This window comes from Streptomyces sp. NPDC055632 (genome assembly GCF_053618675.1).
The window spans coordinates 34,888-57,734 of sequence record NZ_JBSHHY010000033.1; the positions used below are offsets into that span (position 1 = coordinate 34,888).

The window sequence follows — 22,847 nt, forward strand, 5'->3', positions numbered from 1 at the left end:
ACCGTAGGTCACGGCACTGACGGTCCACGGGCGTACGCCGTCGGCGGCACTCCGATCGTCGCCGTGAAGTCCCTTACGAGGTGGGCCTGGTCGCTGTAGCCCAGTTCGGCGGCGAGGGCGGCCCAGTCCGGGGCGCCCGCCGTCCCCGCCGCCTCGGCGCGTTCCAGGGCCTCGTGGATCCGGTAGCGCAGGATCACCCATTTCGGGCCGACTCCGACGTGGCTCGCGAAGAGGCGCTGGAGGGAGCGGGCCGACAGGCCGGACGCGGCGGCGAGTCGGGACGTCCCGCGGACCGTGCGGTCCGAACGGACCAGCTCCACCAGCTCCATGGCGTGGTCGGCGGCCGGGTCGGGGGCCGGTCCGTGGGCCAGGAGGAAGGCGTCGAGCGCCGCCACGCGCGCGTGGTCCTCGTCGGGGGTGAGGACGGCGGCCGTGGCGTCGGGGGAGTCCCGGGTCCCGGGGAAGACGTCGGTCAGGGGGACGCGGCGGCCCGTCCACGTCGACACCGGCCACGCGGGCGCGAAGGGCCGGAAACCGCCGGGGCGGAACTGGATCCCGCAGACCCGGCCCGCCTCCTCCAGCTTGTGGGTGAACAGGCCGAGCCCGATCCCCGAGACCTCGGCCGACGCGTGTGCCCCGGCCGCCGGGGCGCCCTGCGGGCCGTACCGCTGGAAGACGACGTTCACCGACGGGTGCGGGACGACGTGGCTCGCGTACGGCTCCGGGAGTTCCCAGTCGATCAGCCAGTAGTGCTCCAGGTACGGCCGCAGCTCCGGCGCCGGGAGGTGCCGGCGGAAGCGGACGCGGGAGAGCAGTCCGGCGGGGTCGACGATGCCCCGGGTGTCCCGGCGGGGCGCGGAGTCCGACATGCCCCGCATGCTAGGTGCCTCTCGTTCGCCGTCTGTCGTGTTTCTTCAAGACGGGGCCGGGCATGCTTCCGTAGCGTCGGGATCATGACGAACGAGGCCCAGCTCCGCATCGGTGACCTGCTCCGTACCGCCGCCGACGACGCCGTTCCCGTGGTCGGCGGCATCGCCGACGCGTCGCTCGGCGCGCCCACGCCCTGCGCCGAGTACGACGTGCGCGCCCTGCTCAACCATCTCTTCTCCGTCGTCGTGAACTTCCAGGTCCTCGCCGCCAAGGGGACGCCCGACTTCTCCGAGACCCCGGACCGGGTCGCCGGCCCCGGCTGGCGCGAGCTGTTCGCGGCGGAGACCGGGAAGCTGGTCGAGGCGTGGTCGGCGCCCGGTGCCGAGGAGGGCACGTCCGGGTCGATGGGGCTGCCCGCGCGGACGGTCGGCTCCATGGTGCTGCTCGACCTGACCGTGCACGCCTGGGACCTGGCCCGTGCCACCGGCCGGGCCTTCGAGCCGGACCCGTCCGTGGTGGCGGGCCTCGCCGGGGAGGTGGAGGGAATGGCTCCGACGGCCCGGCGGATGGGCGTCTTCGGGGACGCCGTCGAGCTGCCCGGGGACGCCACCGCCTTCGAACGGCTGCTCGCCACGACGGGCCGCGACCCGCGCGCCCGGTAGATCCCGTCCGGTGGACCCCGCTCAGTGGACCCCGCTCCGTGGACCCCGCTCCGTGGACCGAGCCCGGCGGACCCTGCCCGTTGGACCCCGCCCGGTAGACCGCGTCCGGCGGACCCCGACCGTTGGACAGTCGCCGGGGCGGATCAGCGCGGGCGGTGCACCGGGCCGGGGGAGAGGCGGTGGGCGACCTGGCCGAAGGCGTGCTCCTCGGCGGGCGTCAGCGGGACCGACTCCTGCGGGTGCCAGACGCGCTCCAGCGGGACGCCCGCCCGGTCGCGACGGGCGGCCAGGGCGCGCAGGCCCAGGGCCAGGCACGTTGCCGTCGTGGCGGCGAGCAGGCCGAAGAGCGTGATCGTACGGGGGTTGGAGAACCGGCCGGGCAAGGGCATGGCGCACTCCAGGGCGTGGGGGCCGCCCGTACGCGTGCGCCCCGGCAGACGGCGCGCCCGCACGGCGGCAGGACGATTCCTACGGGTTCCTCTGCTTCCTCCCGACGCTTTCAGTGAACACCTTCCGGGAGGCTTTCGGCAGGGTGAGCCCGGGCCGGCGTCCCGGCCCGGGCGGGCCGGTGCGGGGGCGCACGCCCTCTTGTGCGGATCGGACAACCGTTCCAAGGTGGCGGAACAGGGAGATTCCGGCCGGGGAGGGAGCAGCCGCATGTCCGGAACACAGGCATGGGGATTCACGGACGACAGGGGCGAGCAGCTGGGGGCGGCCCGCGTGCCGAGGCGGGTGCTCGCGTACGTGCGGGCCGGGGCCGCCCTGTACGACCTGGGGGTGATACCGGTCGCGGTGTACGGCTCCGGACACGACGGCGACGCGTACGACCCGGCGAAGGCGGGCGTCCTGGAGGCGGTCGGGGTGCCGTACCTCGGGCCGGGCCGGGCCCTGGGGGAGGCGGTGCTGCGGGAGCTGCGGCCGGACGTCGTCGTCGACGTGACGTACGACGGGAAGACCCCGTACGCGCTGGACAAGGCGCTCGTCGAGCGGCTCGGGATCCCGCTCGTGGCCCTCTCCGTCGGCAACGAGCTCGACCTGCCGGCCATCCTCGACCGGTTCGCGGCGCTGGCCGCCGGGCTGAGGGTCGGCGGCCCGGGAGGCGGGAGCGCGGGGCCCGGCGACCCGGCGGCCGGCATCCCCGTGGCCGGCGACCCGGAGGTCGGCATCCCCGTGGCCGGCGACCCGGTCGGCGTCCCCGTGACCGGCACCCCCGTGATCGTCGGTTCGGACGCCGTCGGGCCCGAGATCGTGACTCCGGTGACCGTGAGTCCGGCCGTCGGGCCCGGTCAGGGCGCCGCCCTCGCGGAGTTCGAGGCCGCCGAGGCGGCGCTCCGGGAGGCGGCGGCCCGGAGCGGGCTCGGGGTGCTCGCGCTCTCCGGGGCCGGGCCCGAGCAGGTCCACCTGGCGCGCCCGCACGCCTGGCCCGAGCTGGCGTGGCTCGCCGGGCTCGGCGTCCGGCTGCTCGACCCGGGCCCCGGGCCCGGCGCCAACTGGCTCACCTCCGGCTGGGAACGGGTCGCCGAACTCCGCCCCGACCTGGTCCTCTTCGACAGCCGGGAGCACGCCACGCCCCCGTACGCCCTCCCGGGCGGGGTGCGGCTCGCGCCCTGGAACCCGGAGACCCCGCCCAGCCCCGCCGCGTACGCCCGCTTCCTCCGCGATCTCGCGGAGGCGCTGGCCCCCTGAGGCGGGCCCTTCGGCTCAGGCCGGAACCGCCGAGAGGCGGGAGCGGAGGGACTGGACGAACTCCTCCGCGCGGGCGAGCTGCGTCCGCAGGTCGGCGACGCACTCGGCGGCGGCCTGCTCGTAGCGGCGGACGCGGGACACGAGCGCGGCCCGGTCGCCCGGGTCGAGCTCCGTGTCCGTGCCCGGGCGGTCGGCGGCCAGCCGGTCCACGGCGGTGAGGAGTTCGCGGGTCTCGTCCAGGGTGAAGCCGAGCGGCTTCATCCGGCGGACCACCATGAGCCGGGCGACGTCCTCGTCCGTGTAGAGGGGGAAGCCGCCGGGGGAGGCCGCCGAGGGGACGACCAGGCCGCTGTCCTCGTACTGCCGGATGGTGCGCAGGGACAGTTCGGTCCGTGCGGCGACCTCGCCGATCTGCATGGGTTCGCCGGACATTCGTACTCCGCTCACGCGTCAGGTCCCTCCTCGTACAGGCACTTCCCCGGTACGGGCACTTCCCCGGGGCGCGGGGCACTCCCACAGAGCGCGGCTTCCGCGCATTCCATACCATTCGTCCTAATTTCAGCACTTATGGAAGCCGGAAGTGCGGCGAAACGCCTGTTCGTAGGCCGTCCGCCACGTTCGTAGGCCGTCCGCCACGGAGGAGGGACGGCGAGAAGGGGCGGCGAGGAGGAGACGGCATGCGTGAGCCGGGGCCCGGTCGAAGGCCCCGTGCGATCCACCGGCGGGTCGGTGCGTCAGCGGGTCGGCGCGTCAGCGCGTTCTCACGGCCACACCAGGCAGTACGGCTGGTGGCCCGCCTCGTGGAGGCGTACCGAGAAGTCCTGCCACTCGTGGAGCAGCTGGTAGACGTCGAAGGCGTCGCGCGGGCCGCCGCGGTCCGGGACCGTGGACCAGATGAAGGCGGCGGCGCCGACCGACTCCTCGCCGATCGCGCGCAGCGGGTCGACGACGGTCATCGGCAGCTTCACCACCGCGTAGTCGGGGTGCAGGACCACCAGCTCCAGCGGGGGCACCTTGTACAGGGGCATGCCCTGGATGCCGGTGAGGACCATGGCCGCTATGGTCTCCGGCTTGATCTTGGTGAACATGCCGCCCATGCCGAGCTCGTCGCCGCCGAGCTCCTCGGGACGCATCGAGATCGGCACGCGGGCCGCCGTGGCGCCGTCGGGCGCGCCGAAGTACTTGTACGTCACCCCCAACCGGCCCCTCCCGCCACCGGCGGCCGGTTCTTCCCGGGCGTCCGGCGGACCCTGCTTTCCCGGTGCGTCCGGGATCGGGTCCTCGGTCCGCCGGCGCCGGTGCCTTCCCCGCCGGGCAGACTCCGGACCCAGGTCGTCCGTCCCCTCGCCCGGTCCGCCACCGCGATGCATATCTCCACCCGACTGCTTTTTTTCGGCAACACGACCCCGCCGCGCGACCCGATCATCGTGACAGTGACCTCCCCCGCGCTCGTACGGTGAAACACCCGTCCGCGAGAACGCCGTGGCCTCTGACACCATGGATTCCGTGAGCCATCCCTATGACGCCCCAGTTTCGCAGACGCGGAGGCCGTACGCCCCGGCGTAATGCACAGGATGTCCACGCCGTCCCTCCGTTCCCGATGTCGTGCCCTAAGTCGTTCTCGCAGGTCAGGATCACAGTGCCGTATTCATACGAAGCCCCAGTCTCACAGACGCTTTTCGACCGCGCTTCCCTCGTGACGCCCGGCGGCGTGAACTCACCGGTGCGTGCCTTCCGGGCCGTGGGCGGAACGCCCCGGTTCATGGTGTCCGGTTCCGGTCCGTACCTCACCGACGCGGACGGACGGGAGTACGTCGACCTGGTCTGCTCGTGGGGACCGATGATCCTCGGCCACGCGCACCCGGAGGTCACCGCCGCCGTGCAGGCCGCGGTGGCCCGCGGCACCTCGTTCGGCACCCCCGGCGAGGGCGAGGTGGCGCTCGCCGAGGAGATCGTCGCGCGCGTGGAGCCGGTCGAGCAGGTGCGCCTGGTCTCCTCGGGCACCGAGGCGACGATGTCCGCGATCCGGCTGGCCCGCGGGTTCACCGGACGCGCGAAGGTCGTCAAGTTCGCGGGCTGCTACCACGGCCACGTGGACGCGCTGCTCGCCGCGGCCGGCTCCGGCCTCGCCACCTTCGCGCTGCCGGACACGCCCGGCGTGACCGGCGCGCAGGCCGGTGACACGATCGTGCTGCCCTACAACGACCTGGAGGCGGTGCAGACCGCGTTCGCCGCGAACCCGGGCGAGATCGCCTGCGTCATCACCGAGGCCTCGCCGGGCAACATGGGCGTCGTCCCGCCGGCCGAGGGCTTCAACCAGGGCCTGGCGGACCTGTGCCGGGAGAACGGCGCGCTGTACATCTCCGACGAGGTGATGACCGGTTTCCGCACCTCGAAGGCCGGCTGGTACGGCGTCGACGGCGTCAAGCCCGACCTGCTGACCTTCGGCAAGGTCATGGGCGGCGGCTTCCCGGCCGCCGCGTTCGGCGGCCGCGCCGACGTCATGGGGCACCTGGCCCCGGCGGGCCCGGTCTACCAGGCGGGCACGCTCTCCGGGAACCCGGTCGCGACCGCCGCCGGACTCGCGCAGCTGCGGCTGCTCGACGACGCCGCGTACGCGAAGGTGGACGCGGTCTCGGCGGAGATCCGCGGCCTGGTCGCGGACGCCCTGGCCAAGGAGGGCGTGGCGCACCGGCTGCAGACCGCCTCCAACATGTTCTCGGTGTTCTTCACCTCCGACGAGGTGCGGAACTACGACGACGCGAAGAAGCAGGACGCCTTCCGCTTCAACGCCTTCTTCCACTCGATGCTGGCCGACGGGGTGTACCTGCCGCCGTCCGCGTTCGAGTCCTGGTTCGTGTCGACCGCCCACGACGAGCGGGCGGTCGAGCGGATCGCCGCCGCCCTGCCGGCCGCCGCGCGCGCCGCCGCGGAGGCGACGGCATGAGCGACGTGAGCAGCGTGGACGACGTGAGCACCGTGGACGGCACGAGCACCGTGGACGAGGTGAACGCCGAGAAGCCCGTGGGCGACGACGACATCACCGTCGTCCACCTGATGCGCCACGGCGAGGTGCACAACCCCGACGGCGTCCTCTACGGGCGCCGCGCCGGCTACCACCTCTCCGACCTGGGGCGGCAGATGGCGGACCGGGTCGCGGAGCACCTGGCCGACCGGGACGTCACGTACGTCGTGGCCTCCCCGCTGGAGCGGGCGCAGGAGACGGCGACGCCGGTCGCCAAGTCGCACGGCCTGGACCTGGCGAGTGACCCGCGTCTCATCGAGGCGGCGAACGTCTTCGAGGGCAAGACCTTCGGCGTCGGCGACGGGGCGCTGCGCAAGCCGGCGAACTGGAAGCACCTGACCAACCCGTTCCAGCCGTCCTGGGGCGAGCCGTACGTCGAGCAGGTCGTCCGGATGATGGGCGCGCTCGACGCGGCGAAGGACGCGGCCCGGGGCCACGAGGCGGTCTGCGTCAGCCACCAGCTCCCGATCTGGATCGTCCGCAGCTTCGTGGAGAAGCGGCGGCTGTGGCACGACCCGCGGCGGCGGCAGTGCACGCTGGCGTCGCTGACCTCGTTCACGTACCGGGGCGACAAGATCGTCTCGGTGGGGTACAGCGAGCCGGCCCGGGACCTGGTCCCGGCGCACCTCCTCGCGGGCGCGAAGCCGGTCAAGGGGAAGTCGAAGGCCTTCGGGGCGTAGCCGCCCCGTCCGGCAGGCCGGATCCTTTCGAGAGGCCGGGTCTGTCCGGCAGGTCGGGCCCGCCAGGCAGGTCGGGTCCGTCCGGGAGGCCGGTTCCTTCCGCCGGACGGGGCCGGCCTTGACGGATCACGGTGCAGGGCGTTCGGATGATGTTCATGTCATCCGAACGCCCTTAAATTTTTGTTCTATTTAACGGGAACCCCCGTGTTCCTCCCCGCATCTCACTGTTTGTCGGTTTGGATGACATTCAGTTCATACGTCAGCGCGAATGGGGACGACATGCGCGAGATCAGCGGGATCACACGAAGGGGGCTCCTCGGGGCGGGTGTTGGGGCCGCCGCGGCGATGGGCCTCGCCGCCTGTAGCACCTCGAACCAGGACAATTCGGGTCGTCCCGGGCCCGAGAAGCCCGGCAAGGGCGGTGACGCCACGGGGGACCAGGGCACCCCCACCCCGAGCAAGGACCCGGTCCGGCTCATCGGCGACGGCTCCACCGCCGACACCGGCAAGCAGCCCCACCAGCCCGACGCCCCCGTCCCGCTCGAACCCGGCCAGACCCCGCCGCAGTTCGTGGTCTTCTCCTGGGACGGCGCCGGCGAGGTCGGCAACGGGCTCTTCCCCCGCTTCCTCGAACTGGCCAAGAACCACGACGCGGCGATGACCTTCTTCCTCTCCGGGATCTACCTCCTGCCCGAGGCGAAGAAGAACCTCTACCGCCCGCCGAACAACCGCGTCGGCGCCTCCGACATCGGTTACCTCAGCGACGACCACATCAAGGACACCCTGAAGTACGTCCGGCAGGCCTGGCTCGACGGCCACGAGATCGGCACCCACTTCAACGGGCACTTCTGCGGCGGCTCCGGCTCCGTCGGCCACTGGACCCCGGCCCAGTGGCAGAGCGAGATCGACCAGGCCGTGAAGTTCGTCACCGAGTGGAAGACCAACAGCGGCTGGACCGAGATCGACCCGCTCCCCTTCGACTACTCCAAGGAGCTCGTCGGCGGCCGCACCCCCTGCCTCCTCGGCCAGGACAACCTGCTGCCCACCGCCAAGCGGCTCGGCTGGCGCTACGACGCCAGCTCGCCCGGCGGCCGCCAGACCTGGCCCGACAAGCGCCTGGGGATCTGGGACCTCCCGCTCCAGGCCGTGCCCTTCCCCGGGCACTCCTTCGAAGTCCTCTCCATGGACTACAACATGCTCGCCAACCAGTCGAAGAACAGCACGAAGGGCATGCCCTCGCGCTACCCGGGCTGGCGCAAGCAGGCGGCCGAGGCGTATCTCTCCGGCTTCACGCGCGCGTACGAGACGAATCGCGCGCCTTTCTTCGTCGGCAACCACTTCGAGCAGTGGAACGGCGGGATCTACATGGACGCCGTCGAAGAGGCGCTCAAGGGAATGGCCGGAAAGAAGGACGTCCGGCTCGTCTCCTTCCGGCAGTTCGTGGACTGGCTCGACGTCCAGGACCCGAAGATTCTCGCGAAGCTGCGCGGCCTGGGCGTGGGGGAGAAGCCCACCGGCGGCTGGAACGCCTTTTTCAAGGCCGCTTGATCACTCCCCCGGGTTCCCGCCCGCTTAGCCGTCCTTGACAAGGTGCTTTACGGGCACGTAGGGGGGTGCCCAAGATCCCCCAAACGCCCATGCGAAACTTTTCACATGAGCCTTAGCCGCGCCCCTCGACGCACCCTGTTCGCCGTCGGAGTGCTGTCCGCCGCCCTCGTGCTCTCGGCCTGCGGCGGCGACGGCGGCACGACCGGTGGCGGCGGCACCAACTTCGTGACCAACAAGGGCGGCATCTCCACCGCCCCCAAGGGCCAGCGCGCGGCCCCGGGCAAGCTCGCCGGCGAGACCGTCGACGGCAAGCCGCTCGACGTCGCCGACCTCAAGGGCAAGGTCGTCGTCCTCAACGCCTGGGGCTCCTGGTGCGGCCCCTGCCGCGCCGAGGCGCCCCACTTCGCGAAGGTCGCCGCCGACCTCAAGGGCAAGGGGGTCGAGTTCGTCGGCCTCAACACCCGCGACTTCAACAAGCAGCAGGCGCTCGCCTTCGAAGAGGACTACAAGGTCCCCTACCCGAGCCTCTACGACCCCGACGGCAAGCTGATCCTCTTCGGCTTCCCCAAGGGCACCCTCAGCCTCCAGGGCATCCCCTCCACCGTCGTCCTCGACAAGGAGGGCAGGATCGCCGCCCGCGCGCTCCTGGCCCTCGACGAGAAGAAGCTCCGCTCGATGATCGACCCGCTCCTCGAGGAGAAGTGAGCCGGTGAACGAGACGGTCACCAGCGGAGCCCTGCTGCTCGCCCTGCCCATCGCGGTCCTCGGCGGCCTGGTCTCCTTCTTCTCGCCGTGCGTCCTCCCGCTCGTCCCCGGCTACCTCAGCTACGTGACCGGCGTCACCGGCACCGACCTCGCCGAGAAGCGCCGCGGCCGGATGACCGCCGGCGCCGTCCTCTTCGTCCTCGGCTTCACCGCCGTGTTCGTCTCCGGCGGCGCCCTCTTCGGCTACTTCGGCGAGAACCTCCAGATGTACCGGGGGACCCTCAGCAAGGTCCTCGGCGTGCTCATGGTCCTCATGGGCGCGTTCTTCCTCGGTCTGATGCCCTGGCTCACCCAGCGCGAGTTCCGCTTCCACCGCAAGCCCGTCGCGGGCCTGGTGGGCGCCCCGCTGCTCGGCGCGCTCTTCGGCATCGGCTGGACCCCGTGCATCGGCCCGACCCTCGCCTCCGTCAACGCGCTCGCCCTGGAACAGGCCAGCGCCGGGCGCGGCGCCCTGCTCGCCTTCGCGTACTGCCTCGGTCTCGGCGTACCGTTCGTGCTCGCCGCCATCGCCTTCCGCAAGGCGCTGGGGGCGTTCGACTGGGTCAAGCGGCACTACGTCTGGGTCATGCGGATCGGCGGCGGAATGATGATCGTCACCGGCGTCCTGCTCCTCACGGGGGCGTGGGACAGCATGGTCGCCACGATGCAGGGCTGGTCCAACGGTTTCACGGTGGGGATCTGAGGAGCGATGAGCAAGACCTACGCGACGGGGAACACCCCGGCCCCGGACGAGACGGACGAGACGGGTAAAGCGACCGGAACGGACGAGACCGCCGGTGCGGCCGGGGCCCAGCTCTCGACCGCCCCCGCCGAGGACCGCGAGGAGACCGTCACCGGCGGCCCCGGCCTCGGGTTCGTCGGCTGGCTCCGCTGGTTCTGGCGGCAGCTCACCTCCATGCGGATCGCGCTGCTCCTGCTGCTGCTGCTCTCCCTCGGCGCCGTCCCCGGCTCCCTCGTCCCGCAGACCAGCGCGGACGAGATGAAGGTGCAGGACTTCAAGGCCGCGCACCCCACCCTCACGCCGATCTACGAGAAGCTCCAGTTCTTCGACGTCTACGGCTCGGTGTGGTTCTCCGCGATCTACCTCCTGCTGTTCGTCTCCCTCATCGGCTGCATCGTCCCGCGCACCTGGCAGTTCGTCGGCCAGCTCCGGGGCCGTCCGCCGGGCGCCCCGCGCCGCCTCGACCGGCTCCCCGCGTACGCCACCTGGCGCACCGGCGCCGACCCCGAGGAGGCCCGGGAGGCCGCGCTCGCCCTCCTCGGGAAGCGCCGCTTCCGCGTCCACCGGGTCGGCGACGCGGTCGCCGCCGAGAAGGGCTACCTGCGCGAGGCCGGCAACCTGGCCTTCCACGTCGCCCTGATCGTGATGCTCGTCGCCTTCGGCTGGGGCGTCCTCTTCAAGTCCGAGGGCGGCAAGCTGATCATCGAGGGCGACGGCTTCTCCAACACGCTGACCCAGTACGACGACTTCAAGTCCGGCTCCTGGTTCGGGACCGACGAGCTGGTGCCGTTCAGCTTCAAGCTGGACTCCTTCACCGGCACGTACGAGGAGGGCGGCCCGCAGCGCGGCACCCCGCGCACCTTCGAGGCGGCCGTCACCTACTCCGAGGGCGGCGCGGACAGGAAGCGGATCATCCGGGTCAACGAGCCGCTGAAGGTGGGCGACTCCAAGGTCTACCTGATCGCCCACGGCTACGCGCCCGTCGTCACCGTCAAGGACGGACGCGGCAGGACCGTCTTCCACGGCGCCGTGCCGCTGCTGCCGATCGACAACAACATCACGTCGACCGGCGCGATCAAGGTCATGGACGGCTACCGCGACAAGGACGGCAAGAAGCAGCAGCTCGGCTTCCAGGCCTTCTTCGTGCCGACCTTCGCGGGCGCCGGCCAGGGCACGATGTTCTCGCAGTTCCCGGCGCTCGACTTCCCCGTCATGGCGCTCACCGGCTACCACGGCGACCTGCGCGTGGACTCCGGACTCCCGCAGAACGTGTACCAGCTCGACAAGTCCAAGATGACCCAGTTCACGGACGCGTCCGGCAACAAGCTCGCCCAGCGCCTGCTGCCCGGCGAGACCATGACGCTCCCCGACGGTGCCGGCTCGATCACCTTCGAGAAGGACATCAAGGAGTGGGCGAGCTTCCAGATCTCGCAGCAGTCCGGCAACGGCCTCGCCCTCGCGGGCGCCCTCGCCGCCATCGCGGGCCTGACCGGCTCGCTCTTCATCCAGCGGCGCCGGGTCTGGGTCCGGGCCGTACGGGGCGAGGACGGGGTGACCGTCGTCGAGATGGCCGGCCTCGGCCGCAGCGAGTCCGCGAAGCTCCCCGAGGAGCTGGCCGACCTGGCGGTCGCGCTCACGGACCAGGCCCCGCCCACCACGGAACCAGCGGACGCACCCGCGGAAGACCCCGCCCCTTCTGGAGAGGCTGACAAGTGATCCTCGCCGCCACGACCGACGAGAGCCTGGCGCGGATGAGCGACCTGCTCATCTACTCCTCGATGGCCGTCTACACCCTGGCCTTCTTCGCCCACATCGCCGAGTGGGTCTTCGGCAGCCGCAGCAAGGTCGGCCGCACCGCCGCCGCCCTCACCCCGCGGACCGGCGCCGCCACCGCCGCCGCCGTGACCGTCCAGGTCAAGCAGGCCGGCTCCACCGCCGTGCTCGACCGGCCGAAGGTCGTCACCCGGAGCGCGGCCGGCACCCGCGACGTGCCGGACGGCCCCGGCGCGGCCGGCGGCACGGTCAAGGGCGACCTGTACGGCCGGATCGCCGTCTCGCTCACCGTCCTCGCCTTCCTGGTCGAGGCGTCGGGCGTGGTCACCCGGGCGCTCTCCGTGCAGCGGGCCCCCTGGGGCAACATGTACGAGTTCTCCACCACCTTCTCCACGGTGGCGGTCGGCGCGTACCTCGGCTTCCTCCTCGCCAAGAAGAACGTGCGCTGGATCGGCCTGCCGCTCGTCACCACGGTCCTGCTCGACCTGGGCATGGCCACCACCTGGCTGAAGACCCCCAGCGACCAGCTGGTGCCCGCGCTCGACTCGTACTGGCTGTGGATCCACGTCTCCACCGCGATCTTCTGCGGCGCGGTCTTCTACCTCGGCGCGGTCGCCACCCTGCTGTACCTCTTCCGCGACTCGTACGAGAACAAGCTCGCCACCGGCGGGAACCCCGGCGCCTTCGCCCGCTCGGTCCTGGAGCGGCTGCCCGCCGCGGCCTCGCTCGACAAGTTCTCCTACCGGGTCAACGCGGCGGTCTTCCCGCTGTGGACCTTCACGATCATCGCGGGCGCGATCTGGGCCGGCGACGCGTGGGGCCGCTACTGGGGCTGGGACGCCAAGGAGGTCTGGTCCTTCATCACGTGGGTCGGGTACGCCGCGTACCTGCACGCGCGCGCGACGGCCGGCTGGAAGGGCCGGAAGGCGGCGTACATCGCGCTCATCGCCTTCGCCTGTTTCCTCTTCAACTACTACGGCGTGAACATCTTCGTGACCAGCAAGCACTCCTACGCCGGAGTCTGAGGCCCGGCCTCCGGGCTGGCACCGGGCCCGCCCCTGGGTGACGCTGGAACCATGAGCGAGATACCCCGGGGCAGGAGCGAGACCCACGACGGCGACACGCACGTGCTGCGCTTCACCGTCGAGCTGCCGCACCCGCCGTCCGAGGTCTGGACGGCCGTCACCACCCCCGAGGGCCTGGCGCGCTGGCTGTGCACGGCGGACCCGCTGGAGCCCCGGCTCGGCGGCCGGGTCGTCCTCCACCGGCTGACCAGCGGCGACACCGAGGACCCGGGGCGGGTGACCGCCTGGGACCCCGAGAGCGTGGCCGAGTACACGGTCGATCCGACGCACGGCCGGATCCGGTTCCACCTGGAGCCGGGCCCGGGACCCGGCGGCGACGGATCGACCGTGCTGCGTTTCACCAACGAGCTGCGGGGCCCGCCGGAGCACCGCCTCGACCGGCTCGCCGCCTGGCACGACCACTTCGAGTGGCTCGCCCGCGCCCTGGACGGCCGTCCCGCCGACTGGCGGGAGCGCACGTCCGAGCGCTGGCTGCACCTGCGGGAGCTGTACGAGCGGGACGCGGCGCGCTGGCCGAAGTGGGAGCCGTAGCCCCGCGTCTCACCCCCGCTTCGGCGGCAGGCACGGCGACTCCGGCGGGCGTCCCTCCGGCCAGGCGATCTGCACGAAGCGCTGCGAGCCGTTCGGGGCCAGCTCCACGATCGGCACGGCCTTGTTGTACGGGTTGCCGTAGTTGTCCAGGCAGATCCAGCCGCTCGCCCCCTCCACCCGCAGCGAGCCCTTCACCTGCGGCCACTGGGTGGCCACGTCGGCCGCCGCCGGGTGGCGGGCCCCCTGCGGGGTGGCCTGGCGGATCGCGTGGACGGCCGTCGCCATCGCGTCGTACGCGACGATCGCCTGCCCGTCCGTGAGCGACGGCGGCTCCTTCAGGTCACGCGTGAAGTCCTTCAGGAAGGTCTCGTACGCCTTGGTGGAGCCGCCCGTGGCCGGGACCTTCCGCCCCTCCGCCGGCAGCCAGGCGTCCGGGTGGGCGAGCGCCGCGTAGCGCACGGTCAGCCTCGACCTCAGCGCCTTCCGGTCGAGCTTCGCGTCCGCGCCCAGGTACGAGCCCTCGTCCCCGGTCAGGACGGTGAAGGCCCGGTCGGTGCAGCCGCGCGACCCGAGCGCGTTGATGAACTGGCGGAGCTGGGTGTGGCGGCCCGCGAAGAAGACGGTCTCGGCGCGGCTGTCGCAGATCAGATGGGTGATCTGGCGGAAGGTGTTGGCGGTGGTGCCCTCCTCGTTGGGGTCGGCGGGCGAGGTGAACAGCTCGGGGGCGTGCGGGCTGTTCTTCAGGGTGGCGGCGAAGGCGGCCTTCAGGGTGTCCGTGTAGTGGTCGCCGCTGCGGGTGTCCTGGACGAGGAGCGCCTTGGCGGAGTCCACGCGTCCGAAGTGGGCGAGGGCCTTGGCCTCGTCGCCGTTGGTGGGCGAGACGCGGGCGAGACCGGGATAGCGCTCGTTGCCGGGCGCGTTGGCGATGTCGTCGGCGGTGATGGTGGTGCCGACGACGGCGATCCCGGCCCCGGTGAGGGCGGTCACCGCCTCCCGTACCTCGGTGGAGGAGGTGGCGACGCCGGAGACGGCCCGGAGCCGGTCGGCGGAGTCCTTCATGGCGATCAGCCGGTCGACGGTGGGGCGCCAGTGGGCGTTGCCCTTGCCGGTGTTGGCGAGGACGAGCCGGATCTTGGGCAGCTCCTCGTTGGACTCGTGGTTGGCGCGGTACTGGTGGGCGTGGGCGCCCCGCAGCTCGTTCAGCATCTTGATCCGCATGCCGCCGTCGGTGGAGGTCAGCGGCAGCAGCAGGGCGACGGTGACGTGGTCGTCGGGCTTGAGCGTGGCGTTCTCGGCGCCGATGGCGCCGGCGATCTCGGCCAGTTCGCCGATGCCGAAGTCATGGCCGTCGCCGTTGACGCCGACGCACTCCTCGCTGCCGGCGGGCCGCTCGACGCCCGCCGCGCAGGAACGGTCCTCCGGGGTGGTGAGGCGGACGACGCCGTATCCGCCGAGGCCGAGGACGACGGCGGCGGTGACGAGGAAGGCGACGAGCTTCTGGCGGGGGGTGCGGACGCGGCGGCGGAGCCGGTCGAAGGGGCGGTCGGTCACGCGGTCGGGCATGGCGTCAGACTCCGTCCTCGCGGCCCGGCGGCAGCGAGGGCTCCCGCCGGGCGCGGATGTCGCGCGGCCAGTGGGTGGCCGCGTCCCAGAGCGAACCGCTGCCCGACAGATGGCGGCCGGAGAGCCGGCGCAGCTCGTACGAGAGCCGGTCGGCGACCTCGTCGTCGGGCAGTGCGAGCGGATCGGTGAGCAGCCATACGGCGTGCAGCAGGCGCCGCAGGGCGAGGTGCAGCTCGACGGCGTCGGCGCCGAGCCCGGCGGGGGGCTCGGCGGCCGGGTCGGAGCCTCCCGCCGGGGCCCGGCCTCCCGCCGGGGCCTGGCCGAGGGCGACGGCCCGGCGCGGATCGGGCCCGGTCGCGTCGCGCTCGCGCGGGTACGGGGCGGAGGCGACGAACCGCAGCCGCCCGAGCCAGCCGAGGACGTCCGGCTCGGCGAAGGTGGCCCGCAGATGGGTGACGGCGTCCTCGGTGCGGCCGAGCGCGAGGTCGTGGTGGAGCCGGTACGGGCCGGGCTCGGGCCCGTAGTGCCGGCGCAGGGTCTCGTGGACGGCGTGCCAGGCGGCGTAGCGCGGGTGGTCGCCGTCCTCGAAGCGCAGCCGGTGCAGGAGCAGGGCGCGCAGCAGCGGGTCGGCGACGAAGTGCCGGGTGCCGGGCGCGGACGCGGCCCAGTCCTCGGCGCGCAGCCGGTCGCGGACGCGCAGCGCCACGTCGCCGTCGCGGGACTCGGAGGGGAGCCGGGCGTGGGCCAGGACCCGGGCGGACTCCTCGTCGTGGGCGGCGGCGAGCACGGCGTACGGGCCGAGCCGGGGCACCGGTAACAGCTCGGCGAGCAGGGCGGGGGCGACGGGCACCGACGGGGAGTCCTCGCGCAGCTCCACCGTCAGGTCGAGCAGCCGGCCCGGGGTGAGGTCGGGCTTCAGGCGGGCGGGGGCCTCCCCGGCGGCCCGGCCGAGGAGCACCACGCCCAGGGGGCGGCCGCCGGTCAGCCGGTGGACGGCGGGGGAGAGTTCGGCGGGGGTGCGGCCCGCCGGGTCGTAGCGGTCGAAGGCGCCGCGGGTCTGGGCGGGGGAGAGCGGGGTCAGCTCGACGACGAGGATGCCGGAGCCGACGCTCGCCCCGCGCGGGCAGGGCGCCCGGTGCGCGGTCTCGGGGAGCCGGAGCCGGGTGGCCTGGCGCAGCGCCTCGTGGTCGCGGACCCGGGAGGCGGCCAGGACGACGAGCCGGTCGCGGCGCCCCTCGGCGGAGCGGGCGCGCAGAATCGGTTCGACGAGCTGCCGGCCGAGCGGCTCGTGGGCGTTGTCGAGGAGGAGCAGGGGCCGGCCGATGCGGCTGCCGCGCCGGAAGCCGGTGTAGGCGTGGAGGAGGTCCTCGGTGAGCGCCCCGACGAGGAAGGCCTCGGCCTCGCCGCGGCGCCGACCGCCCTGCTCGAAGTCGTTGGCGAGCTGCTGGAGCCCCGCCTTCCCCCGCCCTCCGGCATTGCGGTATCCGCCGTACCACCCCTCGGCGGACCGCTGGAGCCGCCCGAAGACCTCCTCGATGACGGTCTCCACGGTCGCCTCGGCGAGCACCCCGGCGAGCGGGGCGGCGGTCTCCGCGAAGGTGGCGGCGAGCTTGGCGAGGACCTTGCCGACCCAGTGGGCGGCGGCGCCGCGGGTCGGGTCGACGGTCGCGAGGAGCGGCCCGAGCCGCTGGAGGTCGCGCCGGGCCCGCTCGTCGTCCTCCCGGGACCAGCCGATCGCGGCGACGGCCACGAGCCCGAGCGAGAGCCGGGGGAACCGCACGGGCGCGGCCCCGGGCACCTTGGGCGAGAACTGCACGGCCAGCTCGGACAGCGCCCCGGTGAGCGGGGTCCAGCCGGGGCCGTGGTCGGCGGGCGGCTCGACGTGGGCGCAGTCGAGCAGCGCGAGCGGGGTGTACCCCCGGTACCGGTTCCGGACCTCCTTGAGCAGCGCGGTCTTCCCGGTCCCGCGCCCGCCGGTGAAGACGGTGACCGGCGGATCGTCCCCGTGCTCGTACGCCACCCGCGAGACCCCGTGCCGGGTGAGCCCGCAGAGCCGCGCGACAAGCCCGCCGTCGTCCAGGGCCGCTTCGCGGCCGTACAGCTCCCTGTCCAAGCCCCGCCACCCCCGTAACAGTCAACACAAGGATATCGACGGTGTGTTGGGAAAGCGGTCGACTTTTCGAGTCTATTGTGAGGGCGTTGCGGGTCTGTGGCGGAAGTGGGGGTTTGGGGGCGGGCCCTCACTCCTCCCCGATGTCCTCGTTCCACAGCTCGGGACGTGTGGCGATGAACTCCCGCATGAGCGCCATGCATTCGGGATCGTCGAGCACGACGACCTCGACGCCGTGCCCGGCCAGCCAGTCGTGCCCGCCGCGGAAGGTCTCGGCCTCGCCGACGACGACGCGCGAGATCCCGAACTGCCGGACGAGACCGGAGCAGTACCAGCAGGGCGAGAGGGTGGTGACCATGGTCGTCCCCCGGTACGAGCGCTGCCGCCCGGCGGCCCGGAACGCGGCGGTCTCCGCGTGCGCGGACGGGTCCCCGTCCTGCACCCGCCGGTTGTGCCCGCGCCCGAGGAGGGCGCCGTCGGCCCCGTAGAGGGCGGCCCCGATCGGGATCCCGCCCTCACGAAGGCCGGCGCGGGCCTCGTCGAGGGCGGTGGCGAGCCATGAGCGGGCCTGGTCCTTGTCCATGGGGTCCATGGCGGATTCTTTCCCGGTGGGGCTGGGAGGTCACGCGTCGGCCGGAGGACCGCTCGGCAGGACGTAGGAGCCCTTGCCGGGCACGGTGACGATCAGTCCGCGTTCGCGGAGTTCGCGCATGGCCCGGCGGGCCGTCAGCACGGCGATGCCGTACTCCTCGGAGAGGCGGCCCGGCGTGGGGATCATCCGGTCGGGGGCGAACTCTCCGGAGGAGATCTTGGCTGCGACCACGTCGGCCAACTGCATGTACAGCGGGCGGGCCGACTTCGGATCAAGGCTCATAGTTCAACAGTAGATAGTCATACAAATACACGTTGGGGTGGCTCTAGCTACATCGTGATGCATCACAGTGCATCACGCCTTACGGTTTTCCACGCAAGACCCCGGCGACCGCTGCAACCGGCCCCGGGGCATGGCCACCAACTACTCAGGGAGTTGATGACGTGCGGAACCCTATCGCGCGCGTACTGGGCCGGGCCTGGATCCCGGTCCTCCTCTGGCTGCTGATGCTGACGCTGCCACCCACCGGCAGGCACCGCCCGACCCGCACCACCCACCGCCGCCCGGTCTCGCAGCCGCGCCACCGGGCCCCCGTCACCCCACGCTCCCCGTACGCCCGGGAACAGGCGATGCCCCTGGACGGCGCCCGTTCGCCCCTCGCCCGCCCCTACCTGGCGACGGCCACGTCACGCGCGGCGCAGCGCAGGCGTCGGCGGGCGTTGTGGCTGGCGACGGTCGGGGTGGACGTCGACCAGCGGAACATCCACGCGGGATGCTCCCGGTGAGCCGCTGCGGGGCACGGCGTTCCGTGCTCGCCGTCGCGGAGGCGGTGCGCCCGGTGTGGGCGGGCTCGGTCTGCGTCCTCGGCCCCGGGCACGAGGGCCCGCACCGCGACCGCGCGGGCGACGGCTGGTGGGTGACGCCCGAGATCGCGGACGCGGTGAGCGTGTCCCTGGTGGCCCACGCCCTCACGGCCGAGACCGACGAGCCGGAGTACCGCTCACCGCGCTGCGTCGTCGGCCGGCACTCCCACTGCCGGGACCACGTCCCACGCGACAGCGGTGTCCTCGGGGTCCGGTACCTGGTGTGCGGGTGCCCCTGCCATCAGGAGCCCCCGGGCTGAGCGGGACGGCCCCGGTCATCGGGTCAGTCGCGCAGCGAACCGGTCGTACGGGACGGCGTACCGCATCGCGGCGTCGCGTACCTGGACGTACCGCAGCACCTCGGCCGGCTCCGTGGTCACCTCGACACGGAGCAGGTCGTCGGTCTCGCTGAAGACGAGGACCGCGACCAGGCGCGAGTCGAAGATCCAGAAGTCTTCCGAGGGCAGCCTCACCCGGTCGGCGTCCGCCCGCCACAGGTTCCGTACGTCCTCGCCCGTGGCCGCGTTGCACTTCGCGTAGTCCAGGAGGAACAACTGCCCCTGGGTGGGGGGATCGTCAACGACGCGCACTCGTCCGACTTCCTTTCCGGCCACCGTCTGGCGCGTGATGTTCGTGCACCACGCGTTGTCGAGGTCCCAGAGGGCGGAGCCGGTCTCCACGAAGGCCCGGTAGGAGTCGTCGTCGCGGTCGGACGCGTACCCGCGCCGGGTTTCGAGGTGCCACGCCGTGTACTCGAAGGCCTCGAAGAGCTTGCCGAACTGCTCGGGTGTGATGGGCTCGCGCACGCGCTCGGCCCCTTTCGTGGTGGTCAGGAGAGAGCGGAATCCAGGGCCTTGGCGACGAGGCGGCGAGCCGCCGCCCCGTACGCGGCGGTCCGGGACAGCTCCGCGAACGCCCTCAGGTAGGTGTGTACTTCGCTGGGGGCGGTGATGTTCACTTCGGCCGTCAGCGTCTCCACGGCCACCTGGGCGTCGTCGAACGCGTAGAAGGCCTCCAGCGGCCAGACGGTACGCCGGGCACCGAGCGGGACGATGCCCAGGGACACGTTCGGCCGGGCCATGACCTCTTGCAGGTACCGGAGCTGCTCGGCCAACTCCACCGCGTCGCAGACCCGGTGGTGGAGAACGGCCTCCTCGACCAACAGGGCGAAGCGGTGGTTGCCCTCATGAACGACACGGGAGCGGGCCAGGCGCGCCCGTACGGCGTCGGCCACGTCGTCGGGAGTGCCCTGGAAGGCGGTGATGGAGCGCAAGAGACCCGTCGCGTATCCGGCGGTCTGGAGCATTCCGGGCACGACGTTGGAGGCGTACACACGGAAGCGGGCCGTCCGCTCGTACAGCGGGACGGTGCTTTCGTGGACCCGGCACATCCCGTCCCGGTGGATCTGTCGCCACTGGACGTACATGGATTCGGCTGTTCGGGACGTGGCGATCAGGTCGGCCGCCTGGTCCCCCGCTCCGCAGGCTTCGCACCACGCCCGGATGTCGGCGTCCGAGGGAGCCGTCCTCGCGCGTGCGATGCGGGAGGCCTTCGATTTGTGCCAGCCGCACCGCGCGGCCAGTTCCTGCCCGCTGAGCCCGGCGTCCCGCCGTATCCCGTCCAGACGGGAAGCGAGGGCCGCGCGGGCGGCTTGGGCGGTGGACAGGGGCGACTCGGGCATGGGCGGTGCTTCTCAAAAGGTGTACTCGGCGTGCGGGACGGCCCGCTCCCAGACGGCTTCGAAGGCGTCGGAGCAGAGACCGGCGATCGCCCGGTCATCGGTCCGGTCGGTGTGGACCCAGTGGCCCTCGCCGTCGAACACGTTGAACTGGACGAGTTCTCCGTCGAACAGCCAGAAGTCGTTTCCGGGGAGGGCCAGGCCGGACGCCGACCTGCGGGGGAGCCAGCGGATCTCCTCGCCCGCCGCGATGTTGGTGAAGGTGAACGAGTGCTCGTAGCGGATGTACTCGCTGGGGGGCTCGCTCACGATCCGGGCACGGCGCAGCCGGACGCCCTTGGCGGTGATCTCCTGCACGACGTCGAGCCAGGGGCGCCACCAGGACGCGCGGTCGTCCGGGTCGAGCCGGTGGCCCCGCCGCCATGCCGCGAAGCGTTCGTCCTCGTTCGGGACGGCGTACACGTCGCGCGTCTCCAGGTGGACGGCGGACCGCTCGGCCGACCGGATCAGATCGGTGAAGTCACCCAGACTCTGCGCCATCGAGTGCCTCCCTCAGCAACGGAATCATGCGCTGCGGCAGCCGTACCACACTCTCGTGCGCGGGAAGCGGGCTGTCCCGGACGGTTCGGGCGGTGGTGCCGGCGTCGGCCGTCACACCCTGGATGACGAGTTCCCTCGTCTCCTCGTCCACCCATACGGCCGGGCAGCCGTGATCTCCGGACTCGGGATCCTTCCCGATGAAACGTAACCGCACGGCCTCTCCTCAAGTCGGTCCGGAAACAAGCTGGTTCTACGCAGCCTCACGGGCCCGCAAACGGACGTCAAGGCTGCCCAGGGGGCCTGTGCAACCACGTGCAACTTCATGGACCGACAGCTTCTCGGGCCTCTACCGTCGGCGAGCGGCATCGAGGATCGCCCGCGACCACTCCGGAGGACACCGGTGACGATGGACATGCGGACGTATCGGGACGGCCGGAAGGTCGCCGACGACGCGGCGGAGGCGATCCGGGCCGCCCTGGCCGGCCTGGGGCTTCCGGAAAGGGTCTGGGGTGGCGTGCGTCCGGTGGTCACCCACAGCGGCAAGCCGTACGTGCACTTCGGCATGATGCGGGCCGAGGCCGCGATGGCCCCGCCCCCTCACACCCCCACCCCCGCCCCCTCCTCGTAAGGAAACAGCGCGAGCGGCGTCTCCTCCCGGAAGAAGGTCCTCGCGCGGAGCATGGCGCGTTCGTCGGCGCGGACGCGGCCCGCGCGGGAGCCCGTGCCCGTCAGGACGCCGCCGAAGTGCATGCGGAGGTAGGCCGCCGAGTGGTGCAGGGAGGTGACCAGGCCGTCCGCGACGACGTGTTCGTCGTGGGCCAGGGCCGTCACGCCCCACAGGGTGCCGCCCGCCATGCGCCGCTTGAAGTCCGAGCCGGGGACGTTCAGCCAGCCCGACCAGTGGTCCAGGTAGCGCTTGGCCTGGGCGGAGAGGCTGTACCAGTACAGGGGCGAGACGATGACGACGTCCGTGGCCTCCACCGTGGCCTCCAGGAGCAGCCTCTCCGTCCCGTGCGTCGGCCGGCCCGTCTGCTCGTGCCGGCCGTCCCGGAAGTCCGGCAGCGGCAGTTCGTTCAGGTCCACCCAGCGCTGCGGCACGCCCGCCGGCAGGTGCGCGGCCGCCTCGCGGGCCAGGATCTCCGAGTTGCCGTCCGGGCGCGAGCTGCCCAGGACGAAGAGGAACGAGCGGTTCGGGAAGTCCGGGAGGGCGGGAAGGTCCGGCGTCATGTCTGCTGCTCCGTCTCGTGGGGGCTTCGGCGCCAACCCCGCCCCCCGTGGAGGTATTCCTGCCGCCGTGGGCCCCGTGGGCGGGCCCGCCACTGCCGCCGATCGGCTGAGGACCGCGACCCGTACCGGCCCGGCGACCCGGTCGCGGAGGGTGACGGCCCTAGCGTGCGGAGTGCCCGCCCTTCCGCGGCGCGCCCCGTCGTCCTACCGAGAGGTCTTCCATGCGTTCCCTGCTGACCGCCTTCGCCGCCGGAGCCATCGTCCTCGGCACCGCCGGTGCCGCCAGCGCCGACGTCTACGTCGACTACGAGCCGGAGCCCTCGTACACGATCGTCTTCGGCGACTGGCTCCAGTTCGCGGGCGGCGACGTCTTCAACGCCGGCCACGACAACACCGTCGGCTCCGACAACTGAGACGCCGGACGGGGGCCTCACCGGGGTGCGTGCCGGACGCCGCCGGACCGGCGGGACGTCCGGCACGCGCCCCGGAGGCCCCCGGGCCCGTCAGCCCTCGTTCTCCTCGCCCCGCTCGCGTCGCTTCAGCTCCTCCTCGCGGCGCCGCAGGTCCTCCTCCCAGTCCTTCAGGAGGGCGTCGTCGTCGGCCTTCGCGCCGGGTCCGTCGTCCTTGAGGGACTTCAGGAACTCCGGGTTGTCGTCGGGCGCCACCCAGCCGCCCGCGCCCCGGCCGCCCCGGCCGCCGCCCGCACCGGTCCGCCCCTTCGGTCCGCGCTCCTTGCCCGCGACGATCCAGCCGATCGCGCCGACGACGGAGAACAGCAGGATGACGATGGCCCACACCGGCTTGGGAAGGTGCTTGACCTCTTCCTCCGGGGTGTTCAGGCAATCGATGAAGGCGTAGATCATCAGCGCCAGCGGCAGGATGAACAGCAGCGCCCTGAGCATGTGGGACAGCCCCCTGGAAGCGGTGG

Annotated in this window: 27 protein-coding genes; 14 read left to right on the top strand and 13 right to left on the bottom strand. The window is 72.4% G+C overall.

The window, feature by feature from the left end; genetic code table 11:
- Positions 1-8: 8 nt before the first annotated feature.
- Positions 9-869, bottom strand: a complete 861-nt coding sequence (locus ACWGSR_RS30525; protein ID WP_453571241.1) for an AraC family transcriptional regulator — start codon at positions 867-869, stop codon at positions 9-11.
- A gap of 84 nt (positions 870-953) precedes the next feature.
- Between ACWGSR_RS30525 and ACWGSR_RS30530 the strand changes: the two genes are divergently transcribed.
- Positions 954-1,532: a TIGR03086 family metal-binding protein gene (locus ACWGSR_RS30530; protein ID WP_453571244.1), complete on the top strand. Its 579-nt coding sequence runs from the start codon at positions 954-956 to the stop codon at positions 1,530-1,532.
- Positions 1,533-1,675: 143 nt separating this feature from the next.
- On the opposite strand, the gene ACWGSR_RS30535 is transcribed toward ACWGSR_RS30530, so the two are convergent.
- Positions 1,676-1,921 (bottom strand): hypothetical protein, encoded by a 246-nt coding sequence (locus ACWGSR_RS30535; RefSeq protein WP_453571247.1) that lies wholly within the window; start codon positions 1,919-1,921, stop codon positions 1,676-1,678.
- A gap of 268 nt (positions 1,922-2,189) precedes the next feature.
- Here ACWGSR_RS30535 and ACWGSR_RS30540 point away from each other — a divergent pair, with 268 nt between their 5' ends.
- Positions 2,190-3,218, top strand: coding sequence for an ABC transporter substrate-binding protein (locus tag ACWGSR_RS30540; RefSeq protein ID WP_453571250.1), 1,029 nt, complete (start codon positions 2,190-2,192; stop codon positions 3,216-3,218).
- Positions 3,219-3,233: 15 nt separating this feature from the next.
- Here the strand turns inward: ACWGSR_RS30540 and ACWGSR_RS30545 are convergent, their stop codons facing one another.
- Positions 3,234-3,650, bottom strand: coding sequence for a MerR family transcriptional regulator (locus tag ACWGSR_RS30545; RefSeq protein WP_453571336.1), 417 nt, complete (start codon positions 3,648-3,650; stop codon positions 3,234-3,236).
- 329 nt (positions 3,651-3,979) lie between these two features.
- Positions 3,980-4,588 (bottom strand): hypothetical protein, encoded by a 609-nt coding sequence (locus tag ACWGSR_RS30550; RefSeq protein WP_376240588.1) that lies wholly within the window; start codon positions 4,586-4,588, stop codon positions 3,980-3,982.
- A gap of 269 nt (positions 4,589-4,857) precedes the next feature.
- Between ACWGSR_RS30550 and hemL the strand changes: the two genes are divergently transcribed.
- From hemL to ACWGSR_RS30590, 8 genes are all read left to right on the top strand, one after another.
- Entirely contained in the window at positions 4,858-6,165 is a 1,308-nt protein-coding gene (gene hemL / locus ACWGSR_RS30555) for a glutamate-1-semialdehyde 2,1-aminomutase (RefSeq protein ID WP_453571253.1), read from the top strand.
- Positions 6,166-6,275: 110 nt separating this feature from the next.
- Positions 6,276-6,923 (top strand): histidine phosphatase family protein, encoded by a 648-nt coding sequence (locus ACWGSR_RS30560; RefSeq protein ID WP_376240629.1) that lies wholly within the window; start codon positions 6,276-6,278, stop codon positions 6,921-6,923.
- A 279-nt stretch (positions 6,924-7,202) separates the two neighbouring features.
- Positions 7,203-8,471 carry a hypothetical protein gene (locus ACWGSR_RS30565; protein WP_453571256.1) on the top strand — a complete coding sequence of 423 codons (1,269 nt, stop codon included), beginning with the start codon at positions 7,203-7,205 and terminating at the stop codon, positions 8,469-8,471.
- Between the two features lie 105 nt (positions 8,472-8,576).
- The gene (locus tag ACWGSR_RS30570; RefSeq protein ID WP_453571258.1) at positions 8,577-9,176 is read left to right on the top strand and encodes a TlpA family protein disulfide reductase; all 600 of its coding nucleotides are present in this window, start codon (positions 8,577-8,579) and stop codon (positions 9,174-9,176) included.
- Between the two features lie 4 nt (positions 9,177-9,180).
- A complete protein-coding gene (locus ACWGSR_RS30575) occupies positions 9,181-9,918 on the top strand; it encodes a cytochrome c biogenesis CcdA family protein (RefSeq protein ID WP_376240577.1) in 738 nt (245 codons plus the stop codon).
- 6 nt (positions 9,919-9,924) lie between these two features.
- Entirely contained in the window at positions 9,925-11,673 is a 1,749-nt protein-coding gene (resB, locus tag ACWGSR_RS30580; RefSeq protein WP_453571261.1) for a cytochrome c biogenesis protein ResB, read from the top strand.
- The gene (gene ccsB / locus ACWGSR_RS30585) at positions 11,670-12,755 is read left to right on the top strand and encodes a c-type cytochrome biogenesis protein CcsB (protein WP_376240571.1); all 1,086 of its coding nucleotides are present in this window, start codon (positions 11,670-11,672) and stop codon (positions 12,753-12,755) included. The genes resB and ccsB overlap by 4 nt, the downstream gene beginning before the upstream one ends.
- A 51-nt stretch (positions 12,756-12,806) precedes the next feature.
- Positions 12,807-13,346 carry an SRPBCC domain-containing protein gene (locus ACWGSR_RS30590; protein ID WP_376240569.1) on the top strand — a complete coding sequence of 180 codons (540 nt, stop codon included), beginning with the start codon at positions 12,807-12,809 and terminating at the stop codon, positions 13,344-13,346.
- A 9-nt stretch (positions 13,347-13,355) separates the two neighbouring features.
- On the opposite strand, the gene ACWGSR_RS30595 is transcribed toward ACWGSR_RS30590, so the two are convergent.
- The 4 genes from ACWGSR_RS30595 to ACWGSR_RS30610 form a co-directional block, all read right to left on the bottom strand.
- Positions 13,356-14,909, bottom strand: coding sequence for a hypothetical protein (locus ACWGSR_RS30595; RefSeq protein WP_453571265.1), 1,554 nt, complete (start codon positions 14,907-14,909; stop codon positions 13,356-13,358).
- A gap of 4 nt (positions 14,910-14,913) precedes the next feature.
- Positions 14,914-17,022 carry a hypothetical protein gene (locus ACWGSR_RS30600; RefSeq protein WP_453571267.1) on the bottom strand — a complete coding sequence of 703 codons (2,109 nt, stop codon included), beginning with the start codon at positions 17,020-17,022 and terminating at the stop codon, positions 14,914-14,916.
- A gap of 127 nt (positions 17,023-17,149) precedes the next feature.
- On the bottom strand, positions 17,150-17,602 hold the full coding sequence (locus tag ACWGSR_RS30605; protein ID WP_453571339.1) for a nucleoside deaminase: 453 nt from the start codon (positions 17,600-17,602) through the stop codon (positions 17,150-17,152).
- A gap of 39 nt (positions 17,603-17,641) precedes the next feature.
- Entirely contained in the window at positions 17,642-17,893 is a 252-nt protein-coding gene (locus ACWGSR_RS30610) for a GntR family transcriptional regulator (RefSeq protein ID WP_376240561.1), read from the bottom strand.
- 161 nt (positions 17,894-18,054) lie between these two features.
- Here ACWGSR_RS30610 and ACWGSR_RS30615 point away from each other — a divergent pair, with 161 nt between their 5' ends.
- Complete coding sequence (locus ACWGSR_RS30615; RefSeq protein WP_453571271.1) at positions 18,055-18,396, top strand: hypothetical protein; 342 nt, start codon at positions 18,055-18,057, stop codon at positions 18,394-18,396.
- Positions 18,384-18,734, top strand: coding sequence for a hypothetical protein (locus tag ACWGSR_RS30620; protein ID WP_453571273.1), 351 nt, complete (start codon positions 18,384-18,386; stop codon positions 18,732-18,734). The genes ACWGSR_RS30615 and ACWGSR_RS30620 overlap by 13 nt, the downstream gene beginning before the upstream one ends.
- 15 nt (positions 18,735-18,749) lie before the next feature.
- Here ACWGSR_RS30620 and ACWGSR_RS30625 read toward each other — a convergent pair whose 3' ends face one another.
- The 3 genes from ACWGSR_RS30625 to ACWGSR_RS30635 are packed head-to-tail and all read right to left on the bottom strand — an operon-like array spanning position 18,750 to position 20,692.
- Positions 18,750-19,280: a DUF6879 family protein gene (locus ACWGSR_RS30625; RefSeq protein ID WP_453571276.1), complete on the bottom strand. Its 531-nt coding sequence runs from the start codon at positions 19,278-19,280 to the stop codon at positions 18,750-18,752.
- Between the two features lie 23 nt (positions 19,281-19,303).
- Positions 19,304-20,155, bottom strand: coding sequence for a helix-turn-helix domain-containing protein (locus ACWGSR_RS30630; protein ID WP_453571279.1), 852 nt, complete (start codon positions 20,153-20,155; stop codon positions 19,304-19,306).
- Positions 20,156-20,167: 12 nt separating this feature from the next.
- The gene (locus tag ACWGSR_RS30635; protein ID WP_453571281.1) at positions 20,168-20,692 is read right to left on the bottom strand and encodes a DUF6879 family protein; all 525 of its coding nucleotides are present in this window, start codon (positions 20,690-20,692) and stop codon (positions 20,168-20,170) included.
- Positions 20,693-21,098: 406 nt separating this feature from the next.
- Here ACWGSR_RS30635 and ACWGSR_RS30640 point away from each other — a divergent pair, with 406 nt between their 5' ends.
- A complete protein-coding gene (locus ACWGSR_RS30640; protein WP_376240624.1) occupies positions 21,099-21,320 on the top strand; it encodes a hypothetical protein in 222 nt (73 codons plus the stop codon).
- Here ACWGSR_RS30640 and ACWGSR_RS30645 read toward each other — a convergent pair.
- Positions 21,290-21,919: a flavodoxin family protein gene (locus ACWGSR_RS30645; RefSeq protein ID WP_453571284.1), complete on the bottom strand. Its 630-nt coding sequence runs from the start codon at positions 21,917-21,919 to the stop codon at positions 21,290-21,292. The genes ACWGSR_RS30640 and ACWGSR_RS30645 overlap by 31 nt on opposite strands.
- Before the next feature lie 221 nt (positions 21,920-22,140).
- Here ACWGSR_RS30645 and ACWGSR_RS30650 point away from each other — a divergent pair, with 221 nt between their 5' ends.
- The gene (locus ACWGSR_RS30650) at positions 22,141-22,332 is read left to right on the top strand and encodes a hypothetical protein (RefSeq protein ID WP_453571286.1); all 192 of its coding nucleotides are present in this window, start codon (positions 22,141-22,143) and stop codon (positions 22,330-22,332) included.
- A 90-nt stretch (positions 22,333-22,422) separates the two neighbouring features.
- Here the strand turns inward: ACWGSR_RS30650 and ACWGSR_RS30655 are convergent, their stop codons facing one another.
- Positions 22,423-22,821: a PLD nuclease N-terminal domain-containing protein gene (locus ACWGSR_RS30655; RefSeq protein WP_376240540.1), complete on the bottom strand. Its 399-nt coding sequence runs from the start codon at positions 22,819-22,821 to the stop codon at positions 22,423-22,425.
- Positions 22,822-22,847: the final 26 nt, after the last annotated feature.